Origin of the sequence: Actinomyces oris (genome assembly GCF_001929375.1) — a bacterium.
In the GTDB taxonomy this organism is placed as follows: domain Bacteria; phylum Actinomycetota; class Actinomycetes; order Actinomycetales; family Actinomycetaceae; genus Actinomyces; species Actinomyces oris_B.
Genome location: NZ_MSGO01000014.1, coordinates 80,084 through 99,615, shown reverse-complemented (window position 1 = coordinate 99,615; position 19,532 = coordinate 80,084). Strand labels below are relative to the sequence as shown.

Genomic DNA, 19,532 nt, shown 5'->3' with positions numbered 1-19,532 from the left:
GGCCAACGGGGGATGCCACCGCATGGTGGTGTCCCCCGTTTCGGTTTCTGCAGTGGGATCAACGGCCGCAAGCGCAGCCGCGACTGGCTCCTCAGGGGCGAGTCAGGCGCCGCGGCAGAGCGTGAGAGGCCAGCCGCTCCAGGGCCGGCCCGACCTCGCCGGCGCCGACCAGGGCCTGTGGGAAGGAGACCACCAGCGTGGTGACCTCTTCACCGGTGATGGACATGAGGGTCACCCCGTGGGCATCGACGTCGACGCACAGGGTCCTGTCCCACAGCGTGGGGCACACGCCGACGGCAGGGCGGGACGAGCAGATCCATCCGGGCATCTGCCCCTCGCGCACGGCCTCGCACACGGCCCGCAGCCCCAGCTGACCGACGGCGCTGACCGCCTCATGGGCGTCCATGATCTCCTGAGGGCTCCAGGAGGCTGAGGGCGCCGCAGCAGCATCGGCCGAGTCGATGTCGAGGATCTCCTCGATGTCGTGGCTGGAGACCCCGGAGACGCAGTGAAGCATGACCCGTTCACAGGTGATGACGCCCAGCCGTCCACCGGGTCCCGAGGCGATCTCCCGAACCCGCTCGAGCGGATCCTCGCCGACGATGACGCAGTGGCAGGCAGACGACCGAGAAGAGGCCAGGACCAGGGCGCGGTCCTCACCCGCGACCCAGGTCAGGCTCCCGAGCAGATGAGCGGTGGCGGCCGTGATGCGAACACCGGGCTCGGCGGCATCGAGAGTGACGTCGAGCCGGATGTCGACGGCGACGTCGTCGGGCGCGATGGCCAACGGAGTGCCCTTGGGGGGACAGGCGGCGACGAGGATCCGACCATCGGCCCGCAAGGCATGAGCGACGAAGGCGGCCGGTGCGGAGGGGTCGATACGGTAGGCCGTCACAGCGGCGCTCCCGCTGCCGGCCAGGAGACGCCGGGCCATGCGCCGGGCACGCTGCATGATGTCGGGGACCTGAACGGACGTCACACGCTTACCTTCCTACCGTGTTGCCGCACGTGGGAGCGGGGTGCTCCCGGCAGCATCTGAAGGTGAGGCTACCCTCAGTCCGCTCGAGGAGCCAGTTCCTCTCAGGAACCCACACGTGGGGCGCGTCTCAGCGAGCCAGCCCGGGGAAAAGGTGCTGGATCCCGACGACGATCATCTGCACCGCGATCGAGGCCAGGATCATTCCCATGAGGCGAGTCATAATGGTACGCATCGTCTGGGACAGGCGAGCACCGATGCTGGCTGAGAAGTAGAGAACGATCCCGAGCGCTACGAGGACGGCCGCCAATGCAGCCGTAACCGCCGCATGCCCGCCCAGTCCCCGGACCTGGGACTGGATGACAATGATGGTGGCGATCGTTCCCGGCCCCACGAGGATGGGAAAGGTCATGGGGAAGAAGGCGATATCACTCCCATCACCAGCGGCGACGTCGTGATGCTCCTTCTCCTGCCTGCTTCCCTCGTGGGCGCTGGAGCCACTGCCATGGAGCATGGACAAGGAGATGATGAGCAGGACGATTCCACCTGCAATCCGGAAATCGTCGACACCGATGCCGAAGAACCTCAGGATTGCCGCACCGAGGATCAGTACGACGGCGCACATGACGGTGGAGGAGATCGTTGTACGAATCGCTGTGCGCCGCTGGGTCGCAGCATCCTGGTCTTGGGTGAGGCTCAGGAACAGGGGCAAGTTGACAAAGGGGTTCATGATCGCGAAGAAGGCACCCAAGGCCTTGACCAGCACAGCGATAGCCATACCTATATTGTGCCCCACATTGCAACGGCGAGCAGAGAAACAAAATGACCCTCGCCTGGATGGCGGGGCCTGGTCGGTGACTTGGTGGAGCTAGGGGGATTCGAACCCCCGACCTCTTCCATGCCATGGAAGCGCGCTACCAACTGCGCCATAGCCCCTTCACGGGTGTCCCACCCGGTGTTCACTCCGAGGGGATCGTGGAGCTAGGGGGATTCGAACCCCCGACCTCTTCCATGCCATGGAAGCGCGCTACCAACTGCGCCATAGCCCCGTTCGGGCGTCGCTCGCGTGCGGCGACGCGGATAACTGTATGAAGTTCGGACCCGTCAGAGCAAATCCGCACCACGTGCACTACCTCACCCGTTCAACCCAAAATGCTGCCCAACGGACTGGAGTCCACTGGCGGCCCGGCGTTCCACGTCACCACCGACCAGCCCGGAGGCCGTTCGTTGGTCCGCATGATCGCGTAGCAGCAGTTGCTCATGCCGCGCAGGCCGAACCACTGCTGGGCATCCATCCCCAGCAGGCAGGTGGCCCCCAGGTTGGTGGCCGCTCCGTGGGAGACGGCCACGATGACGTCGTCCTTCTGAGAGCCTGCGGCGATGGCATTGAGTGCCTCTCCCACCCTCTTGGCGGTTTGACGGCGCCCCTCGATCCTGAACTGAGGAAGCTCTCCCCCGGCCCGCCAGGTGGCGTAGTGCTCCGGCCACTGCTTCTTGATGTCAGTGGCCTTGAGCCCCTCCCAGTCCCCGAAGGACTTCTCCGCCAGTCCCTCATCGATCTCGACGCTCAAGCCGGTCAGTGACGCCAGCACCTCGGCCGTGGCCCGAGCCCGTACCAGCGGGGAGGAGACGATGCGAGTGGGCCCCAGTGCCGCGATGCCCTCGGCGGCGCGCCGGGCCTGGTCACGACCGGTCTCGTTGAGAGGGACGTCGACCTGGCCCTGAATTCGCCCTTGACTGTTGTAATCGGTCTGGCCGTGGCGCCACAGAATGAGATCCGTCATGACGCGGTGGTCTCTCGACCGCCGAGAGCGTCACTGTCTCGGCCGTTCTCATGCGTCAGGTCCACCGGCAGCTCGATGGCCGGGCAGTCCTTCCACAGTCGTTCGAGCGAGTAGAACTCTCGGTCCTCGTTCTGCAGGACATGGACGACGACGTCGCCGTAGTCCACCAGGACCCAGTGGGCGTCGGCGAAGCCCTCCCGGGTACGGCGCTTGGCCCCGGCATGGTGCATGGCCTCATCGACCGCGTCGACGATGGCGTGGACGTGTCGGTCGTTCGATCCGGAGGCCAGCAGGAAGACGTCGGTGAGCCCCAGTCGCTCGGAGACGTCGATGGCGGCGAGGTGCTCGGCCTTCTTGTCGGCTGCCGCGCGAGCAGCGGCGATCGCCAGGCCGGTGGCGTGTTCGGTGGCGGACACGGATCTCCTTCGGGACGGTCAGTCGGACATCATGCGGCAGCGGCGACTGTACCGTGCACGCCCCCGTCAGACGAGCTGACGGATCCACTCCCCCGCACCGATGCCGGTCGCCATGGCGCTCGAGCTGCCGCCGATCCTGCCGTTGAGGATCAGCAGTCCTAGGACAACCGCGATGATGATCAGCAGGAGGACGATGATGAGTGCGGCCATGAGGATCTTCCCGATGCGCGAGGAGGAGCCGGGCTGTTCCATCGGCAGGACGTGATCCGGGGTGGGCACCCTTCCGGTCACCTCATTGACCGGAGCCAGGTAGGGCTCCTCGGGAGCCTCGGCAGCCGGGACCGCCACGGAGTCCCACTCGGAGGAGCCCAGCGGAGCGTTGCCGTGCTCGGCCTCGTCGCTGTAGAAGGCGTAGGGACTGACGGCCTCACCGGAGACAGCTGCGGTCTCAGCCGTCCCCTCCACGATCGCCTCCTGGAAGCTGCCCGTCTGCGAGGGCTGGTGCAGCGACCTCCACTGCGGGGCCCCGGGTGCACCGAACTCGGAGTCCTGCGCGGCCTGAGTCGAGGGGGCCGACGTCGGAACCACCATGGTCTGCGCCTCCATATCGACCTCAACCGCGGCGTCGTCCTGCGCCATCGGCTCCTCGATGGAGGGGACGTCGTAGACATCCTGCGCGTCGGCGGCATCCTGAGCGGACGGTGAGCTGTCCACGGGCTGGACCGAGCTGAGCTCTCCCGTGGAGGCGTTGACGGTGCGCACCCCCTGCGCAGCGGCCGGAATCCGCACGATGGGTCGGCGCACCGAGCCGGCGGAGGACGCCGACCCGGCACTGAGTCCGCTGCGTGCGGACTCAGTGGTCCGTGCGGCCGCGGCCTGCTCGTAGGCGGAGAAGTCGGCGGCACCGGAGGCCGTTGCGGAGACGGCGGGAACAGCGGGGGCGGCGCTCACGGCATCGACCGTCGAGGAGGACTGCGAGGAGGCCTCCCCATCGTCCTGGCCCGTCGGCTCAAAACCCTCCCGGTAGTCGTAGGGGCTGGTGGCAGGCTCCTCGGCCTCGGCGTCGTCGCTGACCTCAACGGCCCCCTGAGGCCCGTTGCCCTCCGGGCTCTCCGCCTCCTCCGCCTCGGAGACGGAGCCCCCCTCAAGGCGGTCCTTGAGCGAGAAGCGGGCGGGTACCGGTGCCGGCTCGGAGCTGGGGTTCGCGGCCCAGTGAGCGTCATAGTCAAGGGTGGCCACCGGCAGGTCGACGGCCTCCATCAGGCCCGTCTCGATCTCAGAGATCGCCACGGCCTCGGCCGCCGACAGCGAGCGCCAGCTCGGGGCGGAGGCGGCCGGCCCCTCGGGGACGGACAGGTTGAGGGGCGGGTTCTGCCCTCCCTGCTCGAGGTAGTCGGCCCCGTCGACGGCGGCCGGCTCGGCCGGCTCCCCCAGCCCGGACTCGGCCTCATCGCCCGAGGCGGAGGAGGAACGGGAGGTGACCGACGCGGGATCGGCAAGAGGGTCCTGCAGCGCCTGGGCCTGCTCAGGGGTGATCTCGCCCGCCTCGACGGCGGCCCTGAGCGCCTTGGCCTCCTCGCGCAGACGCCTCATCTCACGTCGGGTCAGGAGCGGCTGCTGACCGGTCAGGATCGCCTCGCGCTCAGCGGCGCGCTCCGCCTGCCGGATCGCACGACGACTGCCGCGTGGAGCGTGCTCATCCTGCGTCGGCTCCTCGGACGTGGGGGCATTGACGCCGGTCTGCTCAGTGCTCACCGTCGTTCTCCTTCCTCAGGGACTGCTCGCGGGCCACTCTCGCCGTCATCGACGTCGCCGACGCCGGCCGCAAGGCCATACGATAGAGCCCGTACTTGCGTATGTACTGCACGACACCGTCAGGAACCAGGTACCACACCGGAGACCCCTCCCCGACCCGTTGACGGCAGTCCGTCGACGAGATCGCCATGGCCGGCACCTCCACCAATGAGATCCGGTCACGGGGAACCCCGGAGTCGCTGAGGACGTGCCCGGGACGTGTCACCCCCACCAGATGAGCCAGGTCGAAGATCTCCTCACTGTCCTTCCAGGTGAGGATCTGCGCCAGCGCGTCGGCTCCAGTGATGAAGTACAGCTCCGCACCCGGGTACTCCGCCGCGATGTCATGAAGGGTGTCGATCGTGTAGGTCGTTCCTCCCCGGTCGATATCAACCCGGGAGACCGTGAACCTCGGGTTGGAGGCCGTGGCGATCACCGTCATGAGGTAACGGTGCTCGGCCGGGGAGACCTTGCGCTCCTTCTTGAAGGGCTGGGCCCAGGTGGGCACGAAGACGACCTCGTCGAGAGCGAAGACGTTCTGAACCTCGCTGGCCGCGACCAGGTGCCCATGGTGGATCGGATCAAAGGTTCCCCCCATGATGCCGATGCGAAGCGGACGAGCAGACAGGGTCACGCGCTGCGCCTCGCTTCTCTCCTGGGGGACACGTTTGGTTCTCCTCAACCGGCTTGGACGACTGCAGTTGGCGAACATACTGCCACGGCCTACCCCCATTGTGGGCCTCCGCAACGCCATAAGCGAGTTATCAGCCGACGGCGCAGAGACGCGAGGCGGCATTCGGACTGCCGTCAGACTACTTCCAACCGACGAGTGCGCGCCCCGCCGCCCCCAGCACCGGGGCCGTTGCCCCGAGCCGGGAGGCCATCAGCCGCGGCGCCGGCAGGTCGCCCACGAGATCAGCCACCCGACACCGCAGAGGCTCAAGGAATGCCTCCTCATCTGCCCGCATCAGCTCGGAGTTGACGACGACGTCGAGAGGGCCGAGCAGACCGACGCCGTGAGCGACGAGCTCAGCCAAGGCGTCCAGGCCGGTGTCCCAAACGCGGCGCGCCTCCCGGTCCCCCGAACCTATCGCGCAGAGGAGGGCCTCCAGACCTGAGGCGCACTGGGTCAACGACTCACTGGAAGCGTCATCGCAGCCGCCCGAGGCCGACGCAGTGGCACCGGAGCCGGAGCCGGAGGAGCCCGCGGAGTCATCGAGCATGCCTGCGGTGTGGCGCCTCACCATGGCGCACACGGAGGCGACGTCCTCCAGGCGGGCCCTCTCCCCGTTCCAGTCCGGATCGGGAACCAGGATCCGACCGACCTGACCTGCCCAGCCCTCGCCGAGTACCGGGGTGCCGCCCAGCAGGACGGCGGAGGAGATCCACTCGCCGACCGCCAGGTAGAGGCAGTTCCTCCCGGCCGCACCCCACTGGCTCTCGGCCCAGGCGCCGCAGCCGGCATCCTGATAGAGCCTCACCTCGAGGTCTCCGGAGAGCTCGGACAGCCCAGCGGCATGAGACGACAGCGACTGCCTCACCAGACTCGCCAACGGGGCGTCCTGCAACCCGAGAGTCTCGCTGCGGCGCACGCGCCCCTCATCCTCATCGACGACGCCGGGCACACTGACCCCGACCACGAGGGCCGTCACCCCGGACGCTCCACCGCTGAGGTCGTCGGCGAGGCCCGCGTACAAGGACCGGATCGCGTTGCCGATCTCCTGGGCGAGTCGGTTGACGTCGGAGCGGCACTCCTTGGGAACGGGCAGTTCCAGGGAGGAGACGACACTCCCCCAACCATCAGCGACAACCGCGGAGACGGCGTCGGCACCGACATCGACCCCCACGGCGAGGACGCCCTCCTCACGGTGGAGGGGCTCGGCAAGATCAGCGGGACAACCCATGTCTTCTCTGTTCTCGGAGGCGGGACGGCGAGCCCACGAGGCCGCACCCCGCACAATGGCGTGATTGATGTCGAGGACAGTAGCAAGGTTTGTATCGCGATGTGTCGCTCTCAGGAGGCAACTGCGGGTATCACTGAACTATGCTGACGTCCATACACCGACTACCTGCCGCACGGTCACCAGAATACGGCAAGTAGTTGATGCACAAATCATATACACGTCCAGCTCCCGCCCCTCCCCTCCCCGTCCCGCACTACCCCCTTGACCCCCAGGAGGATCGAGATGTCTCGGCATGATCGCCATTCAGCCATCCTCGACATCATCATGGACGAGGGCAGCGTCCATATCGATGACATCATCACGCGATTGGGGGTCTCGGCGGCGACCGCACGGCGCGACCTCGACCATCTGGCGGACCAGCAGCTGGTCAGCCGCACCCGTGGCGGCGCCATCGCCAACCCCACCTCCACCGAGCCGCCTCTGCGCTATCGCACCTCCAAGATGGCCGATGAGAAGACCCGTATCGCCAAGGCGGCGGCCGCTCTGGTGCACCCGGGCGACTCCGTCGGTCTTAACGGCGGCACCACGACCACCGAGGTGGCTCGCGAGATCGCGCTCCTGCCGGAGCTGACCGACCCGGACGTGCCGGTCACCCTGGTCACCAATGCCGTCAACATCGCCAACGAGATGGCCGTGCGCCAGTGCGTGCGCGTCGTCGTCACCGGAGGGATCGCGCGAGCCCGGTCCTTCGAGCTCACCGGCCCTCTGGCCGACCTCATCCTGCCCTCGATCAGCGTGGGCACGCTCTTCCTGGGAGTCGAGGGCCTCGATGCCAGAGGCGCCTACGCCCAGCACGACGGCGAGGCCGCCGTCAACGCCGCCCTGGTCGAGGCCGCCCAGCACGTCGTCATCGTGTGCGACAGCTCCAAGCTCGGCAGGACGGCCTTCGCACTCATCTGCACCACCTCCAAGATCGACACGGTCATCACCGACGACGCCGCTCCCGCCGACCAGGTCGAGGCCCTGCGTCAAGCCGGAGTCCAGGTGCGGCTGGTCTAGCCTCCGACAAACCTGAGAGCTTTCTCATCCGCCCCTAATCGTCATCTTCTCCTGACCGGTCAGGATCGTTTCAGAACGATCCAGAACCGACACCGGGAGAAGAGAGACGATCATGACGACCGCTCCCCTACGTGTGGCCCTCTACAGCCACGATGCCAAGGGGTTGGGCCACCTTCGCCGCAACCTCGCTCTGGCCCACCACCTGGCCCGGGCGCTGCCGGGGCTCACCGGCCGTGACGTCACCGGCCTGGTCGTCACCGGCCTGGCTCCGGGACAGGAGTACCGCCTCCCCGACGGCTTCGACTGGCTGGTGCTGCCAGGGGTCAAGAAGTCCGGGGGCATCTACCAGCCCCAGCGCCTGCGCATCACCCGCGAGGACCTGGGCGAAGTCCGTAGCTCCCTGCTGTCCGGAGTCCTGAGCACCTTCGCCCCGGACCTGCTCATCATCGACCGGCATCCCTACGGGGTGCACCAGGAGCTGCGCGAGCCCCTGGCGCACCTGCGCCGGACACACCCCGCCGCGCGCGTGGTGCTCGGTCTGCGCGAGGTCCTGGACACCCCCGTGACCGTGCAGCGCGAGTGGGACGAGCTCGGCGAGGCCGACACGCTGCGCCGGCTCGTCGACGAGGTCTGGGTCTACGGGGACGCCGCGGTCCACGACCTGAGCGCCACCGGCGAGGCCCCGGCTGCGCTGGAGGAGCGGATGCGCTACACCGGTTACCTCGCCCACGGTCGCGATATCGCCGAGGCCAGGGACGGCTCCGAGGTCTCACCCGCGCTGGCCGGTAACGCCCTCGACCCGGAGCCCTTCGTCCTGACGACCGCCGGTGGCGGCTCCGACGGCATCAACCTGCTGCGTGCCGCCGCGCAGGCACGCGTCCCTGACGGCTACCGGCATGTCGTGGTCACCGGCCCCCAGCTCGATGCCGCCCTGTTCCACCAGGTCGCTCAGGCGGCCGGACCCCGCACCGCGGTGCGCCGGTCCTGGCCGGGAATGAGTCGCCACATCCAGCAGGCCGCAGCGGTTATCGCGATGGCCGGGTACAACACGGTCAGCGAGATCCTCGCCTCCGAGACCCCGGCTCTCCTCGTCCCGCGCGAGACGCCTCGCCTGGAGCAGCTCATCCGGGCCTCCGCCCTGAAGAAGGCGGGCGCCGTCGACCTCCTGAGAGTCACGGATCTGAGTGCCACAGCGCTGGAGGACCGGCTCACCGAGCTGCTGGGCGATCAGGAGGCCGCCCGTCACCAGGTGACGGGGCGACGCCGTCTGCGCCTGGACGGCCTGGCCACGGTCCCGCTGCTCGCCGCCGAGCTCATTGACGACCGAAACGACGCTCCCACCACGCGCCTGACTCACCTCACCAGCCACGCCACCAGCCTCACCAGGATGGAGATCCCCGCATGAATCCCGCACTCGACACCCACCGGGGCGCCCCCCGTATCGGATACGTCCTCAAGGTCTACCCCCGCTTCTCGGAGACCTTCATCGTCACCGAGATCCTGGCCCGCGAGGCCCAGGGCGAGGATCTGAGCATCTACGCGCTGCGCCCCACCACTGATGCGCGCTTCCACCCCGAGATCGCCCGGGTCGCCGCCCGCGTCAACTGGGTGGGCCGGCCGCAGCGGGGCATCGACCTGTGGCACCAGCTCACCGACGGCCTGACCCGCCGGGAGGACCGCGAGCGCTTCGCAGCCATCATGCCGGTGCTGGCCGAGCTGCCCGGTGACGAGGTGGCCCAGGGTGTGGAGCTGGCCCGCCAGGCGCGCAGGGACTCCATCACCCACCTGCACGCGCACTTCGCGTCCCTGGCGGGGCGGGTGGCGTGGATCGCCTCGGCCGTGACCGGCATTCCCTACACCGTGACCACCCACGCCAAGGACATCTTCCACGAGTCGGTGGACCCGGTGTGGCTGCGCCGGATCTGCGCCGGCGCGCAACGGGTCATCGCCATCAGCCGTTATAACGAGGACTACCTGGGAACAGTGCTGGCGGGCACGGGTGCCACGGTATCGCTGCGCTACAACGCCCTGGAACTGGATCGCTTCTCCTACCGCGCCCCGCAGCCGGTCTCCGCCACGAGGACCGAGCCGCTACGGGTGTGCGCCGTGGGTCGTCTGGTGCCCAAGAAGGGCTTCGCCGACCTGGTCGAGGCGGTGAGGATCCTGGTGAGCTCGGGTGTCGACGTCGAGGTGGAGCTGGCCGGTGACGGCGATGAGCGTGAGCGCCTGACCGAGCAGATCGATCGCCTGGGGCTGGCCTGCAGGATCCGTCTGCTGGGTCCGCTCACGCAGGCGGAGGTGCGCGAGCTGCTGGCGCGCTCGGACGTGTTCGCGGCTCCCTGCATCGAGGCGGCCGACGGCAATATCGACGGTCTGCCCACGGTGGTCCTGGAGGCGATGGCCTGCGGGACGCCGGTGGTGGCCACGGCGGTGTCGGGACTTCCGGAGGTGGTTCACGACGGCGTCACCGGGATCCTTCTTCCCCCGGGTGACCCGGCCTCGTTGGCCGTGGCCCTGCGCGGGATCGCGCGGGGAGAGGTGGACACCGTCTCGTTGTCCCGTGGGGCGCGGGCTCTGATCGAGGAGCAGTTCGACTCCCGGGTCCAGGCCGAGGTCCTGGCCGCCTGGCAGTCGGGCCCCGTTCCCGCTGCCGGCGTGTGCCTGGCCGACCAGGAAGGGGCCGCCTGATGCGGATCGCCTACATCTGCTGCGACCCGGGCATCCCGGTGTTCGGGACCAAGGGCGCCTCGGTGCACATCCAGGAGGTCGTTCGCGAGCTGCGGTCCGCCGGCCACGAGGTGGTGCTCTACGCCCTGCGCTCGGGTGAGCACGTGCCCGCCGACCTGGCCGACCTCGAGCTGCACCTGGAGGCGGTTGCCGATGCCGCCCCCGCTGAGCGGGAGCAGGCGCAGGTGCGTACCGCGCAGAGGATCGCCTCGCAGGTGATCGCCGACGGCGCCGACCTGGTCTACGAGCGCTACTCCCTGTTCTCCACGGCACTGACCGATGTCACTGCGGCCACCGGGGTGCCGGGGGTCCTGGAGGTCAACGCTCCGCTGATCGACGAGCAGCGTCGTCATCGCTCGCTGGTGGACGTCTCCGGCGCGAAGCAGGTGCTGCGCCGTCAGGTCGGGGCTGCCCGGGTCACGGTGTGCGTCTCGGACCCGGTGGCCGACTGGGTTCGTCGCCGCATCGCCGATGTGCCGGACGCGGAGGCTGTCGCCGGCAGAATCCATACGGTTCCCAACGGTGTGAGCGTGCGCCGCATCCAGCCTCAGCCGGCGGACCCCGACCGGGTGGTCGTCACCTTCGTGGGGACGCTCAAGCCCTGGCACGGGGTGACCGACCTCATCACGGCGGCGGCCCTGGCGCGTCAGCAGTGGAGCCTGCGGATCATCGGGGACGGCCCTGAGATGGAGACGCTCCGGGCTCAGGCCGAGCGCCTGGGGGTGGAGGCGGACTTCCGTGGAGCGGTGGCGCCTGAGGAGATCCCCGCCCACATGGCGGGTTCGGCGATCGGGGTTGCCCCTTATCCGGATCTGGGGGGCCTGGAGCAGCAGTACTTCTCCCCCATGAAGGTCCTGGAGTACCTGGCCGCGGGGCTGGCGGTCGTGGCCTCCGACGTCGGGCAGATCCCCCAGCTGCTTGAGGAGGGCCCGCAGCTCCACGGCGTGCTCGTGGCGCCCTCGGACCCCACGGCGCTGGCCGCGGCCCTGGATGATCTGGCGGCCTCGCCCCAGCGGCGGGCCCGGTTGGGGCGCGACGGGCGCCTTCTGGCCGAGGAGCGCCACTCCTGGGCTCGAGTCGTTACCCGGATCCTGGAGCTGGCCGGTGTGGCTCAAGGGGGTGGGCGGTGATGGGCTCGCTTCCACGCCGTCACGGATGCAGTCGGATGCGCCACTCCCCCATGCGGCAGACCCTGCGGCTGGTGGGCCCTGATGCCGCGCCGCAGTGGCGTCTCATGGCCGGCGGCACGGCGGTGCTTCTGGCGGAGGTGGTCTTCCGGGTACTGGAGCCCTGGCCGTTGAAGATCGCCATCGACTCGCTGGTGGCGGCGCTGGGCCGTCACACGGGCAGCGCCCCCGCCACGGTCTCCTCACTGGTGGGGCTCGGTATCGCCCTTCTGGCGATCGTGGCCGGCCGGGCACTGTGCAACTACCTGGCCACCGTGGCCTTCGCCCTGGTGGGGTCGCGTACAGCGGCCTCCCTGCGCGGCCGGGCCTTCCACCACGTCCAGGGCCTGTCCCAGCAGTTCCACGCCCGCAACCGCAGTGCGGACACGGTTCAGCGGCTCATCGCCGACGTCAACCGCATGCAGGAGGTCGCTGTCACCGCCGGCCTGCCGATGGCCGCCAACACCTTGACCCTGCTGGTCATGGTCGTGGTCATGGTGTTCCTCGACCCGCTGCTGGCCATGATCGTGCTCCTGGCGGTGGTGGCCTTCCTGCTCGCGTCCTCGGGCAACTCGCGGCGGATCTCCGCAGCCTCTCTGCGCAGCCGCAAGTCGGAGGGGAACCTGGCCAACACCGCCCAGGAGGCGCTCGGCGCCATCAAGGTGGTCCAGGCCTACGGTCTGGAGCCGCTGCTGCATGAGCGTTTCACGGGCGCCAACACGGTGTCGCTCAGTGAGGGGGTGCGCTCGCGCCGTATCGCCGCGCGCCTGGAGCGATCCACGGACGTCATCGTCGGCGTGGCCACCGCCGTGGTCATGGTCGGCGGGGGCATCCGGGTCCTGAACGGCGCCATGTCCCCGGGGGACCTGGTGCTGTTCACGACCTACCTGCGCACCACCATGAAGCCGCTTCGGGATATGGCCAAGTACACCGGCCGCATCGCCCGGGCGACGGCCTCGGGCGAGCGGGTGGCCGACCTCATGGCGGTCAAGCCCGACATCGTCTCCCCTGCTGACGCCACCGTGCTGGACCGGGTCCACGGCATGATCCACTTCGACCACGTGCATGCCGCGTACGAGGGCCGCCCGGTGCTGCACGGTGTGAGCCTGACGGTGGTTCCCGGCGAGCACGTGGCCCTCATAGGGCCGTCGGGCTCAGGCAAGTCCACCCTGGTGTCCCTGGTGGTGCGGGCCCTGGATCCGACGTCCGGCACAGTGAGTCTCGACGGGCACAGCCTGGACGACCTGGATCTGCGCTTCCTGCGCTCGCAGGCCTCGGTCCTGCACCAGGAGGCAGTGCTGCTGACCGGCACGATCCGGGAGAACATCCGGCTGGGGCGGCCCGATGCCTCCGACGAGGAGGTGGAGGCGGCCGCGCGTGCGGCCCATGCCCACGACTTCATCACCCGGATGCCGGGCGGCTACGACACGGCCGTGGGCGAGCGGGGCGGCACCCTCTCCGGCGGCCAGCGCCAGCGCATCGCCATCGCTCGGGCGCTGCTGCGCGACTCGCCGATCATCATCCTGGATGAGGCGACCACCGGACTGGACCCGGCCTCGACGTCGGCGGTGCTGGAGGCGATCGATGAGCTGGTGGCCGGACGCACGACCCTGACCGTCACCCACGACCCGCAGGCCGCCATGCGCGCCGACCGGGTGGTGTGGATCCAGGACGGGCGGATCCGCCTGGAGGGCAGCCCTCAGTGCCTCGTGGAGTCCTCGGCCGACTTCCGTCGGTGGGCGAGCAGTCATCTGGCCGAGTCCTTCGCCCTGGTGGGGAGCGGATCATGACTCCGTCGATCATCAGCGCAATGACCACGGCTGACGCCGTCGCCACGGTACTCGACGCCGATCGGCTCAGCGAGCTCCTCGGGCGCCCGGTGCGGGCCGACAGGCTGCGTATCAAGCCGGAGGTCTCGGTCCTGGTCTCTCTGACGGATCGGAGCACCGGGCTCACCGCGGGCTGGGCCCGTCTGCTCTGGCCCATCTCGCAGTCCAAGGCCGCTCAGGCCGAGCGCCTGGCCGCCCGCCTGGGGCCGGCGCAGTCCCCCGTCACCCGTCCCCTGGGCGACGGCCTGCTGCTGCAGTGCGGTGAGGTCCTCACCGACCCCAAGCTGGCCGAACCTCTCGCCCAGGCGACGGATCTGGGGGTGCTGGGCACCTGGGAGGCCCGGGACGTGCTGCGCTACAACCCCTCACGGCGACTGGTCCTGCGAGACGGTTCCACGGTCCTGCGGCTGCGAACCGGAGCCGGGGGGCCGGCCGACGACGCCCACCGCGCCCTGTCCGGGCTCCTCCCGGTCCCCGGCCTGCTCGACTCGCAGGCCGTGTCCAGGTGCGAGGGCCGCGTCAGTGTGCAGCAGTGGTGCGGAGACACGAACCTGGCTGACTTCTACGCGGACAACACTGATGATCCGGCCACCGCTCAGGGCCTCGTGGAAGCCACCGGGAGCGTGGGGACGCTGCTGGCTGAGCTGCACTCCTGCGCCGGGCAGCTGCCGGCGGACCTCGTCGACCGGCTGCCGCATCAGCCGCCCTGCTCCCGGGAGCTGGTCGAGGTCCACGCCCGTCAGCTCGATGTCCTGGCCCCCGAGCTGGCGCGCCGGGTACGGGCGGTGGGCGACATGCTGCCCGACCGGCTCCCGGGGACACCGGTTGTCACCCACGGCGATGCCTCCCCCGACCAGGTGCTCTACGAGTACTCGACCGGGCGGATCTGGCTGACCGACTTCGACCGGGTGCGTCTGGCACCGGCGGCCACGGACCTGGGCTCCTACCTGGTGGGCGCGCCGTCCTCTCAGCGGCGTGCGCTGCTGGAGGGTTACGCCGCGCACCGGCCGGTGCCGGGCGGCGAGGAGCTGGGGTGGGCGATCGCACTGTCCCGGCTGGCGCGACTGGCCGATCCCCTGCGACGGGCCGAGCCGTCCTGGCGTGAGCGCATCGGTGCGGATCTGGCCGCCATCGAGCGCATCGCCCAGTCGCCTGAGAAGGAGGCCACCTGGGCATGACGGACACGATGAGGACGACACGAATGACTCAGATGACGCAGGAGACTCAGAGGACGGGGGCAGTGGACATGCTCAGCACGCTGCGCGCCATCCCCGGGCTGCGCCGGGCCTGGCCCGGCAAACGGGACTCGGACCCCGCGAGCGTGAGCATCGAGTGCGTCGACGATCAGGGCCGTCTGCGCGCCGGGCACGTCACCGTGGGGGGTGCCCCCGACCTGCTGCCCTATGCCGGCGACCCGGCTCTGCCGGCCCTGTCCACGCAGCTGACCGGGAGACTCGTCGTCCACCGCGCCGGTCGCCGCGCCGTCGTGACGGAGGCCTCCCGGGTCCGCAAGATCGTACGGCCCCACAAGGCCGCCTCCCTGGTGCGGGCGCACGCGACCGCCGCCTCGGTGCTGCGGGTCACCGACCTGCGCACCCCCAGGATCCTGGGCAACGGGGACGACGTCGTTGACCTCGAGCTGCTGCCGGGCCGCAGTCTCGACGAGCTCGGTGACGCCGGCCTTCCCGGGTGGCGGCGGCTCACGGACTCCTGGTCATGCCTGGGCGAGCGAGAGGCGGACCTGCCCGTCCACGGGCCTCGGCAGGAGGCCGAGGTGCTGCGGCGCTGGCTGGCCTCCGCCCACCGCTACGGCGTCATCGACCAGCAGGACCTTCTGCACGAGCAGGTGGTGGACACCTGCCTGAGCCTGAGGGAGGGCAGCGGGATGCACGTCATCACCCACCGCGACCTCCACGACGGCCAGCTCCTGTGGGACGGAACCGACCTGTCCCTGCTCGACCTGGACACCGCGGCCATGGCCGAGGCGGCCCTCGACCTGGGCAACCTCTGGGCCCACGCGGATCTCATGGCGGTTCGCGGCCGGCTCGGCCCGGAGGCTCACACCCGGGTCCGCGGGTTGCTCGACGACCTGGCCCGCAGGCTGCCCGTGACGGCACCGCGCCTGGAGACCTACTACCGCTCCTCGGCGCTGCGGCTCGTCTTCGTCCACGCCTTCCGTCCCGCCGCCCACCAGTGGCTGCCCGTCTGGGTGCACCACTGCCTGGGACACGCCTCCCCCTTCATGCCCCTGGACCTCACCAACGATTGGAACAACTCATGACCCCTCTCAAGCTCACCGTCATCGGCTGCGGATACCTCGGTGCCGTCCACGCCGCCGCCATGGCCCACCTGGGACACCACGTCCTGGGGATCGACACCCGACCCGAGCAGGTCGAGGCCCTCTCCCAGGGCCGCGCCCCCTTCTATGAGCCGGGGCTGCCCGAGCTGCTGGTCACCGGGGCTCAGCAGGGCGACCTGCGCTTCACCTCAACGCCGACGCCGGCCGAGCTGGCCGCGGCCGACGTCCACTTCATCGCCGTGGGAACCCCGCAGTCCGCCACCGGCGGGGAGGCCGACCTGAGCCAGCTGTGGAGCGTGGTCGACATGCTTCACGACGCCCTGCCCGAGGGCGGGCGCAGCCTGGTGGTGGGCAAGTCCACCGTCCCGGTGGGCACCGCCCAGCAGGTGGCCGAGCGCCTGGCCGGACGCGCCCTGGTGCTGTGGAACCCCGAGTTCCTGCGCGAGGGCTTCGCCGTGGCCGACACCCTCCACCCCGACCGCATCGTCTACGGGGTTCCCGCCGACCCCCGCGACACCCAGGAGGCCCAGGCCGCGCTCGACGCCGTCTACCAGGACCTGCTGGAGGAGGGCATCCCCCGGATCGTCACCGACTACCCCACCGCCGAGCTGGTCAAGACCGCGGCGAACTCCTTCCTGGCCACCAAGATCAGCTTCATCAACGCCATGGCCCACCTGTGCGACACGGCCGGGGCCGACGTCACCGTCCTGGCCGACGCCATCGGCCACGACCCGCGCATCGGCAGGCGCTTCCTCCAGGCCGGCGTCGGCTTCGGCGGAGGCTGCCTGCCCAAGGACATCCGGGCGCTGCAGGCCAGCGCCGACCTCCACGGCGCCGTGCACCTGGCGGACCTGCTGGGCAGGGTCGACTCCATCAACCGCGAGCAGCGCGACCGGATCGTCGAGCTGGCCCGCACCCACGTGGGCGGAGACCTGTCCGGCCGGGCGATCACCATCCTGGGGGCGGCCTTCAAGCCCCTGAGCGACGACGTGCGCGACTCCCCCGCCCTGGACGTCGCCTCCCGCCTGGCCGACCTCGGGTCGGAGGTCACTGTCTGCGACCCGCAGGCCCTGCCCGTGGTGGCCCGCTCCCACCCCCACCTCACCTTGGAGGACGACCCCCGAGCCGCGCTCAGGGGGGCCGAGCTCGTCCTGCTGCTGACCGAGTGGGACCAGTTCGTGGCCCTCGACCCCGCTGACGCCGCCGCCGGCGTCGCCGAGCGCGTCATCATTGACGGACGCAACGCCCTGGACCCGGTGGCCTGGCGCGAGGCCGGGTGGACCTACACGGGAGTGGGACGCTGAGTCGGGCCGCTACCGGCTCCGCCCGTGCCCGGACCCGTCGGGCGGAGCCCCATGGCTCCGGGCACAATGGCGACATGACCTCACTGCTGCCCACTCGTACCGTCACCATCGGCACCCGTGTCATGTGGGCGATCGTGCTGGTGGCCGGCATCGCACTGGTCATGTGCGGGGCGATCGTGTGGGCGCTGGGGCACTCCAGCGTGTCGGCCGATGCCACCAACCGGCTCGAGCACAGCCGAGACCGGATCCGACAGCTGGCCGCCGAGAGGCAGGACCCCTCCAGCGGTCAGCCCCTGGAGGACGTCTCCGCGATTCTGCGCACCCACATCCAGCGCACTGCCGAGGGGCGCGGTGAGGCCGAGCTCGGCTTCGTGGGCACCGATGCCGGCACGGAGCTGACCTGGGTCTCCTCGGACAACGTCTCCTTCCGCCCCGAGGAGGACAAGGAGCTGCTCACCCGGGTGACCTCCCAGGCCGCCGCCTCGGAGTCCGTCATCGAGACGGTGCGCACCCCCACCTCGACCTACCGGGTCCTCATCGTCCCGCTGCAGGGCGGATCGCAGCGCGGCGCGCTCGTGCACGTCATCGACCTCAAGGTCGCCGAGTCCCAGCTCCGACGCACCATGGCCTTCTACGCGGCGGCGGCCGTGTTCACCGTCGCCCTGGTGACGGGGCTGGCCTGGTTCGCCGTCGAGCGGCTCCTTCGTCCCATCGAGCAGCTGCGCCGAGCCACCGAGTCCATCGGTGAGGAGGACCTGACCACCCGGGTGCCGGTCAAGGGCCGAGACGACCTGACGGCCCTGGCCGAGGCCGTCAACCGGATGCTCGACCGGGTCCAGACCTCGGTGGAGGCCCAGCGCAACCTGCTCGACGACGTCGGCCACGAGCTGCGCACCCCGATCGCCGTGGTCCGCGGTCACCTCGAGCTCACCGACCCCTCCGACCCCGAGGACGTGCGCCAGACCCAGCTGCTGGCCCTTGATGAGCTCGACCGGATGGGGATGCTCGTGAACGACCTGATCCTGCTGGCCAAGAGCGTCCAGAGCGACTTCGTCACCCCGGTGGACACCGATGTCGCCGAGCTGACCGAGCTGGTCTTCGACAAGTCCCTCGCCCTGGGCGAGCGCCGCTGGAAGATGGAGTCGGCGGCCTTCACCCGGGCCATGATCGACCCCACCCGGATCACCCAGGCCTGGCTCCAGCTGGTGGCCAACGCGGTGAAGTACTCCGAGCACTGCTCCACCGTGTCCCTGGGCTCGGCCGTTCGCGACGGCCACCTGCAGATGTGGGTGGCCGACGAGGGCATCGGGATCGCGCCTGAGGACATCGACCTGGTGCGTCAGCGCTTCAAACGCGCCACCGGGGCTCAGGAGCTCGCCTCCGGGGCAGGACTGGGGCTCAGCATCGTCGAGACGATCGTTGCAGCGCACGGCGGGCGACTGGACATACGCTCTGAGAAGGGCCGAGGATCGGTGTTCACCATGGTGGTCCCCCTGAAGACCTCCGCCGCCCCGTCCTCCTCCCAAGGCGGCGCCCTCGCACCCGCCGGGGACTCAAGCCCCGCTCAGCCCCCGACAGCCTCCCGAAGGAGTCACTCGCCATGAGCCGCATCCTCATCGTTGAGGACGAGCCCCGCATCGTCGCCTTCCTCACCAAGGGTCTCAAGGCGGCCGGGTTCACCACGCACACCACCGCCGAGGGCAGGCAGGCCGTGGCCCTGGCGGTCCAGGAGAGCTTCGACCTCATCATCCTGGATGTGGGCCTGCCCGACATCGACGGCTTCGAGGTGCTCCAGCAGCTGCGCGGCCAAGGGGTGGGAGCGCCGGTCATCATGCTCACGGCGCGCTCCTCGGTGGCCGACCGCGTCGCCGGCCTGGAGGGAGGTGCCGACGACTACATGCCCAAGCCCTTCTCCTTCGAGGAGCTCCTGGCCCGTATTCGGGTACGGCTGCGCCCTGGTACCACTGGCCCCGACCAGATGAGTCTGACCCACCGCGACATGGTTCTGGACCTGCGCACCCGGACCCTGACGCTGGAGGGGCGGACCGTGGAGCTCTCCGCCAGGGAGTTCGCCCTGGCCGAGGCCTTCATGCGTCACCCCGGTCAGGTCCTCAGCCGCGAGCAGCTGCTGAGCTCGGTGTGGGGGCTGGACTTCGACCCCGGTTCCAACGTGGTGGAGGTCTACGTCTCCTACCTGCGCAACAAGCTGGGAAGGCAGCGGGTGGAGACCGTGCGCGGCATGGGTTACCGGCTCACCTGATCCGCGGCGCCGGC

The 19,532-nt window shown here is 69.8% G+C and carries 17 protein-coding genes and 2 tRNA genes; 10 read left to right on the top strand and 9 right to left on the bottom strand.

Annotated features, from left to right (window positions below):
* Positions 1-91 precede the first annotated feature (91 nt).
* The 9 genes from BKH32_RS04435 to BKH32_RS04395 all read right to left on the bottom strand — a co-directional run bounded on the left by BKH32_RS04435 (position 92) and on the right by BKH32_RS04395 (position 6,874).
* The gene (locus BKH32_RS04435; RefSeq protein WP_075248807.1) at positions 92-979 is read right to left on the bottom strand and encodes a hypothetical protein; all 888 of its coding nucleotides are present in this window, start codon (positions 977-979) and stop codon (positions 92-94) included.
* A 127-nt stretch (positions 980-1,106) separates the two neighbouring features.
* Positions 1,107-1,754 (bottom strand): MarC family protein, encoded by a 648-nt coding sequence (locus tag BKH32_RS04430; RefSeq protein WP_075248806.1) that lies wholly within the window; start codon positions 1,752-1,754, stop codon positions 1,107-1,109.
* An 82-nt stretch (positions 1,755-1,836) separates the two neighbouring features.
* A tRNA-Ala gene (locus BKH32_RS04425) sits at positions 1,837-1,912 on the bottom strand.
* Positions 1,913-1,952: 40 nt separating this feature from the next.
* Positions 1,953-2,025 (bottom strand) — tRNA-Ala (locus tag BKH32_RS04420).
* A gap of 93 nt (positions 2,026-2,118) precedes the next feature.
* Positions 2,119-2,760 carry a histidine phosphatase family protein gene (locus BKH32_RS04415; RefSeq protein WP_075248805.1) on the bottom strand — a complete coding sequence of 214 codons (642 nt, stop codon included), beginning with the start codon at positions 2,758-2,760 and terminating at the stop codon, positions 2,119-2,121.
* Entirely contained in the window at positions 2,757-3,176 is a 420-nt protein-coding gene (rsfS, locus tag BKH32_RS04410) for a ribosome silencing factor (protein WP_075248804.1), read from the bottom strand. Before rsfS ends, BKH32_RS04415 begins: the two co-directional genes overlap by 4 nt.
* Before the next feature lie 66 nt (positions 3,177-3,242).
* Positions 3,243-4,931, bottom strand: coding sequence for a hypothetical protein (locus BKH32_RS04405; protein WP_075248803.1), 1,689 nt, complete (start codon positions 4,929-4,931; stop codon positions 3,243-3,245).
* Positions 4,921-5,604 carry a nicotinate-nucleotide adenylyltransferase gene (nadD, locus tag BKH32_RS04400; RefSeq protein WP_075248802.1) on the bottom strand — a complete coding sequence of 228 codons (684 nt, stop codon included), beginning with the start codon at positions 5,602-5,604 and terminating at the stop codon, positions 4,921-4,923. The genes BKH32_RS04405 and nadD overlap by 11 nt, the downstream gene beginning before the upstream one ends.
* Positions 5,605-5,782: 178 nt before the next feature.
* Positions 5,783-6,874, bottom strand: a complete 1,092-nt coding sequence (locus tag BKH32_RS04395; protein ID WP_075248801.1) for an ROK family protein — start codon at positions 6,872-6,874, stop codon at positions 5,783-5,785.
* 282 nt (positions 6,875-7,156) lie between these two features.
* Between BKH32_RS04395 and BKH32_RS04390 the strand changes: the two genes are divergently transcribed.
* The 10 genes from BKH32_RS04390 to BKH32_RS04345 all read left to right on the top strand — a co-directional run bounded on the left by BKH32_RS04390 (position 7,157) and on the right by BKH32_RS04345 (position 19,518).
* A complete protein-coding gene (locus BKH32_RS04390; protein ID WP_075248800.1) occupies positions 7,157-7,933 on the top strand; it encodes a DeoR/GlpR family DNA-binding transcription regulator in 777 nt (258 codons plus the stop codon).
* A gap of 112 nt (positions 7,934-8,045) precedes the next feature.
* Entirely contained in the window at positions 8,046-9,338 is a 1,293-nt protein-coding gene (locus tag BKH32_RS04385) for a glycosyltransferase family protein (RefSeq protein ID WP_075248799.1), read from the top strand.
* A complete protein-coding gene (locus BKH32_RS04380) occupies positions 9,335-10,621 on the top strand; it encodes a glycosyltransferase (protein ID WP_075248798.1) in 1,287 nt (428 codons plus the stop codon). The genes BKH32_RS04385 and BKH32_RS04380 overlap by 4 nt, the downstream gene beginning before the upstream one ends.
* Positions 10,621-11,790 (top strand): glycosyltransferase family 4 protein, encoded by a 1,170-nt coding sequence (locus BKH32_RS04375; protein ID WP_075248797.1) that lies wholly within the window; start codon positions 10,621-10,623, stop codon positions 11,788-11,790. The genes BKH32_RS04380 and BKH32_RS04375 overlap by 1 nt, the downstream gene beginning before the upstream one ends.
* 50 nt (positions 11,791-11,840) lie before the next feature.
* A complete protein-coding gene (locus BKH32_RS04370) occupies positions 11,841-13,616 on the top strand; it encodes an ABC transporter ATP-binding protein (protein ID WP_075248826.1) in 1,776 nt (591 codons plus the stop codon).
* On the top strand, positions 13,613-14,833 hold the full coding sequence (locus tag BKH32_RS04365; RefSeq protein WP_075248796.1) for a phosphotransferase family protein: 1,221 nt from the start codon (positions 13,613-13,615) through the stop codon (positions 14,831-14,833). Before BKH32_RS04370 ends, BKH32_RS04365 begins: the two co-directional genes overlap by 4 nt.
* A 23-nt stretch (positions 14,834-14,856) precedes the next feature.
* Positions 14,857-15,936 carry a phosphotransferase gene (locus BKH32_RS04360; protein WP_081376689.1) on the top strand — a complete coding sequence of 360 codons (1,080 nt, stop codon included), beginning with the start codon at positions 14,857-14,859 and terminating at the stop codon, positions 15,934-15,936.
* A complete protein-coding gene (locus BKH32_RS04355) occupies positions 15,933-17,258 on the top strand; it encodes a UDP-glucose dehydrogenase family protein (RefSeq protein WP_075248795.1) in 1,326 nt (441 codons plus the stop codon). Before BKH32_RS04360 ends, BKH32_RS04355 begins: the two co-directional genes overlap by 4 nt.
* A 74-nt stretch (positions 17,259-17,332) precedes the next feature.
* The gene (locus tag BKH32_RS04350) at positions 17,333-18,862 is read left to right on the top strand and encodes a sensor histidine kinase (protein WP_075248794.1); all 1,530 of its coding nucleotides are present in this window, start codon (positions 17,333-17,335) and stop codon (positions 18,860-18,862) included.
* On the top strand, positions 18,859-19,518 hold the full coding sequence (locus tag BKH32_RS04345; RefSeq protein WP_075248793.1) for a response regulator transcription factor: 660 nt from the start codon (positions 18,859-18,861) through the stop codon (positions 19,516-19,518). Before BKH32_RS04350 ends, BKH32_RS04345 begins: the two co-directional genes overlap by 4 nt.
* The last annotated feature ends 14 nt before the right edge of the window (positions 19,519-19,532 follow it).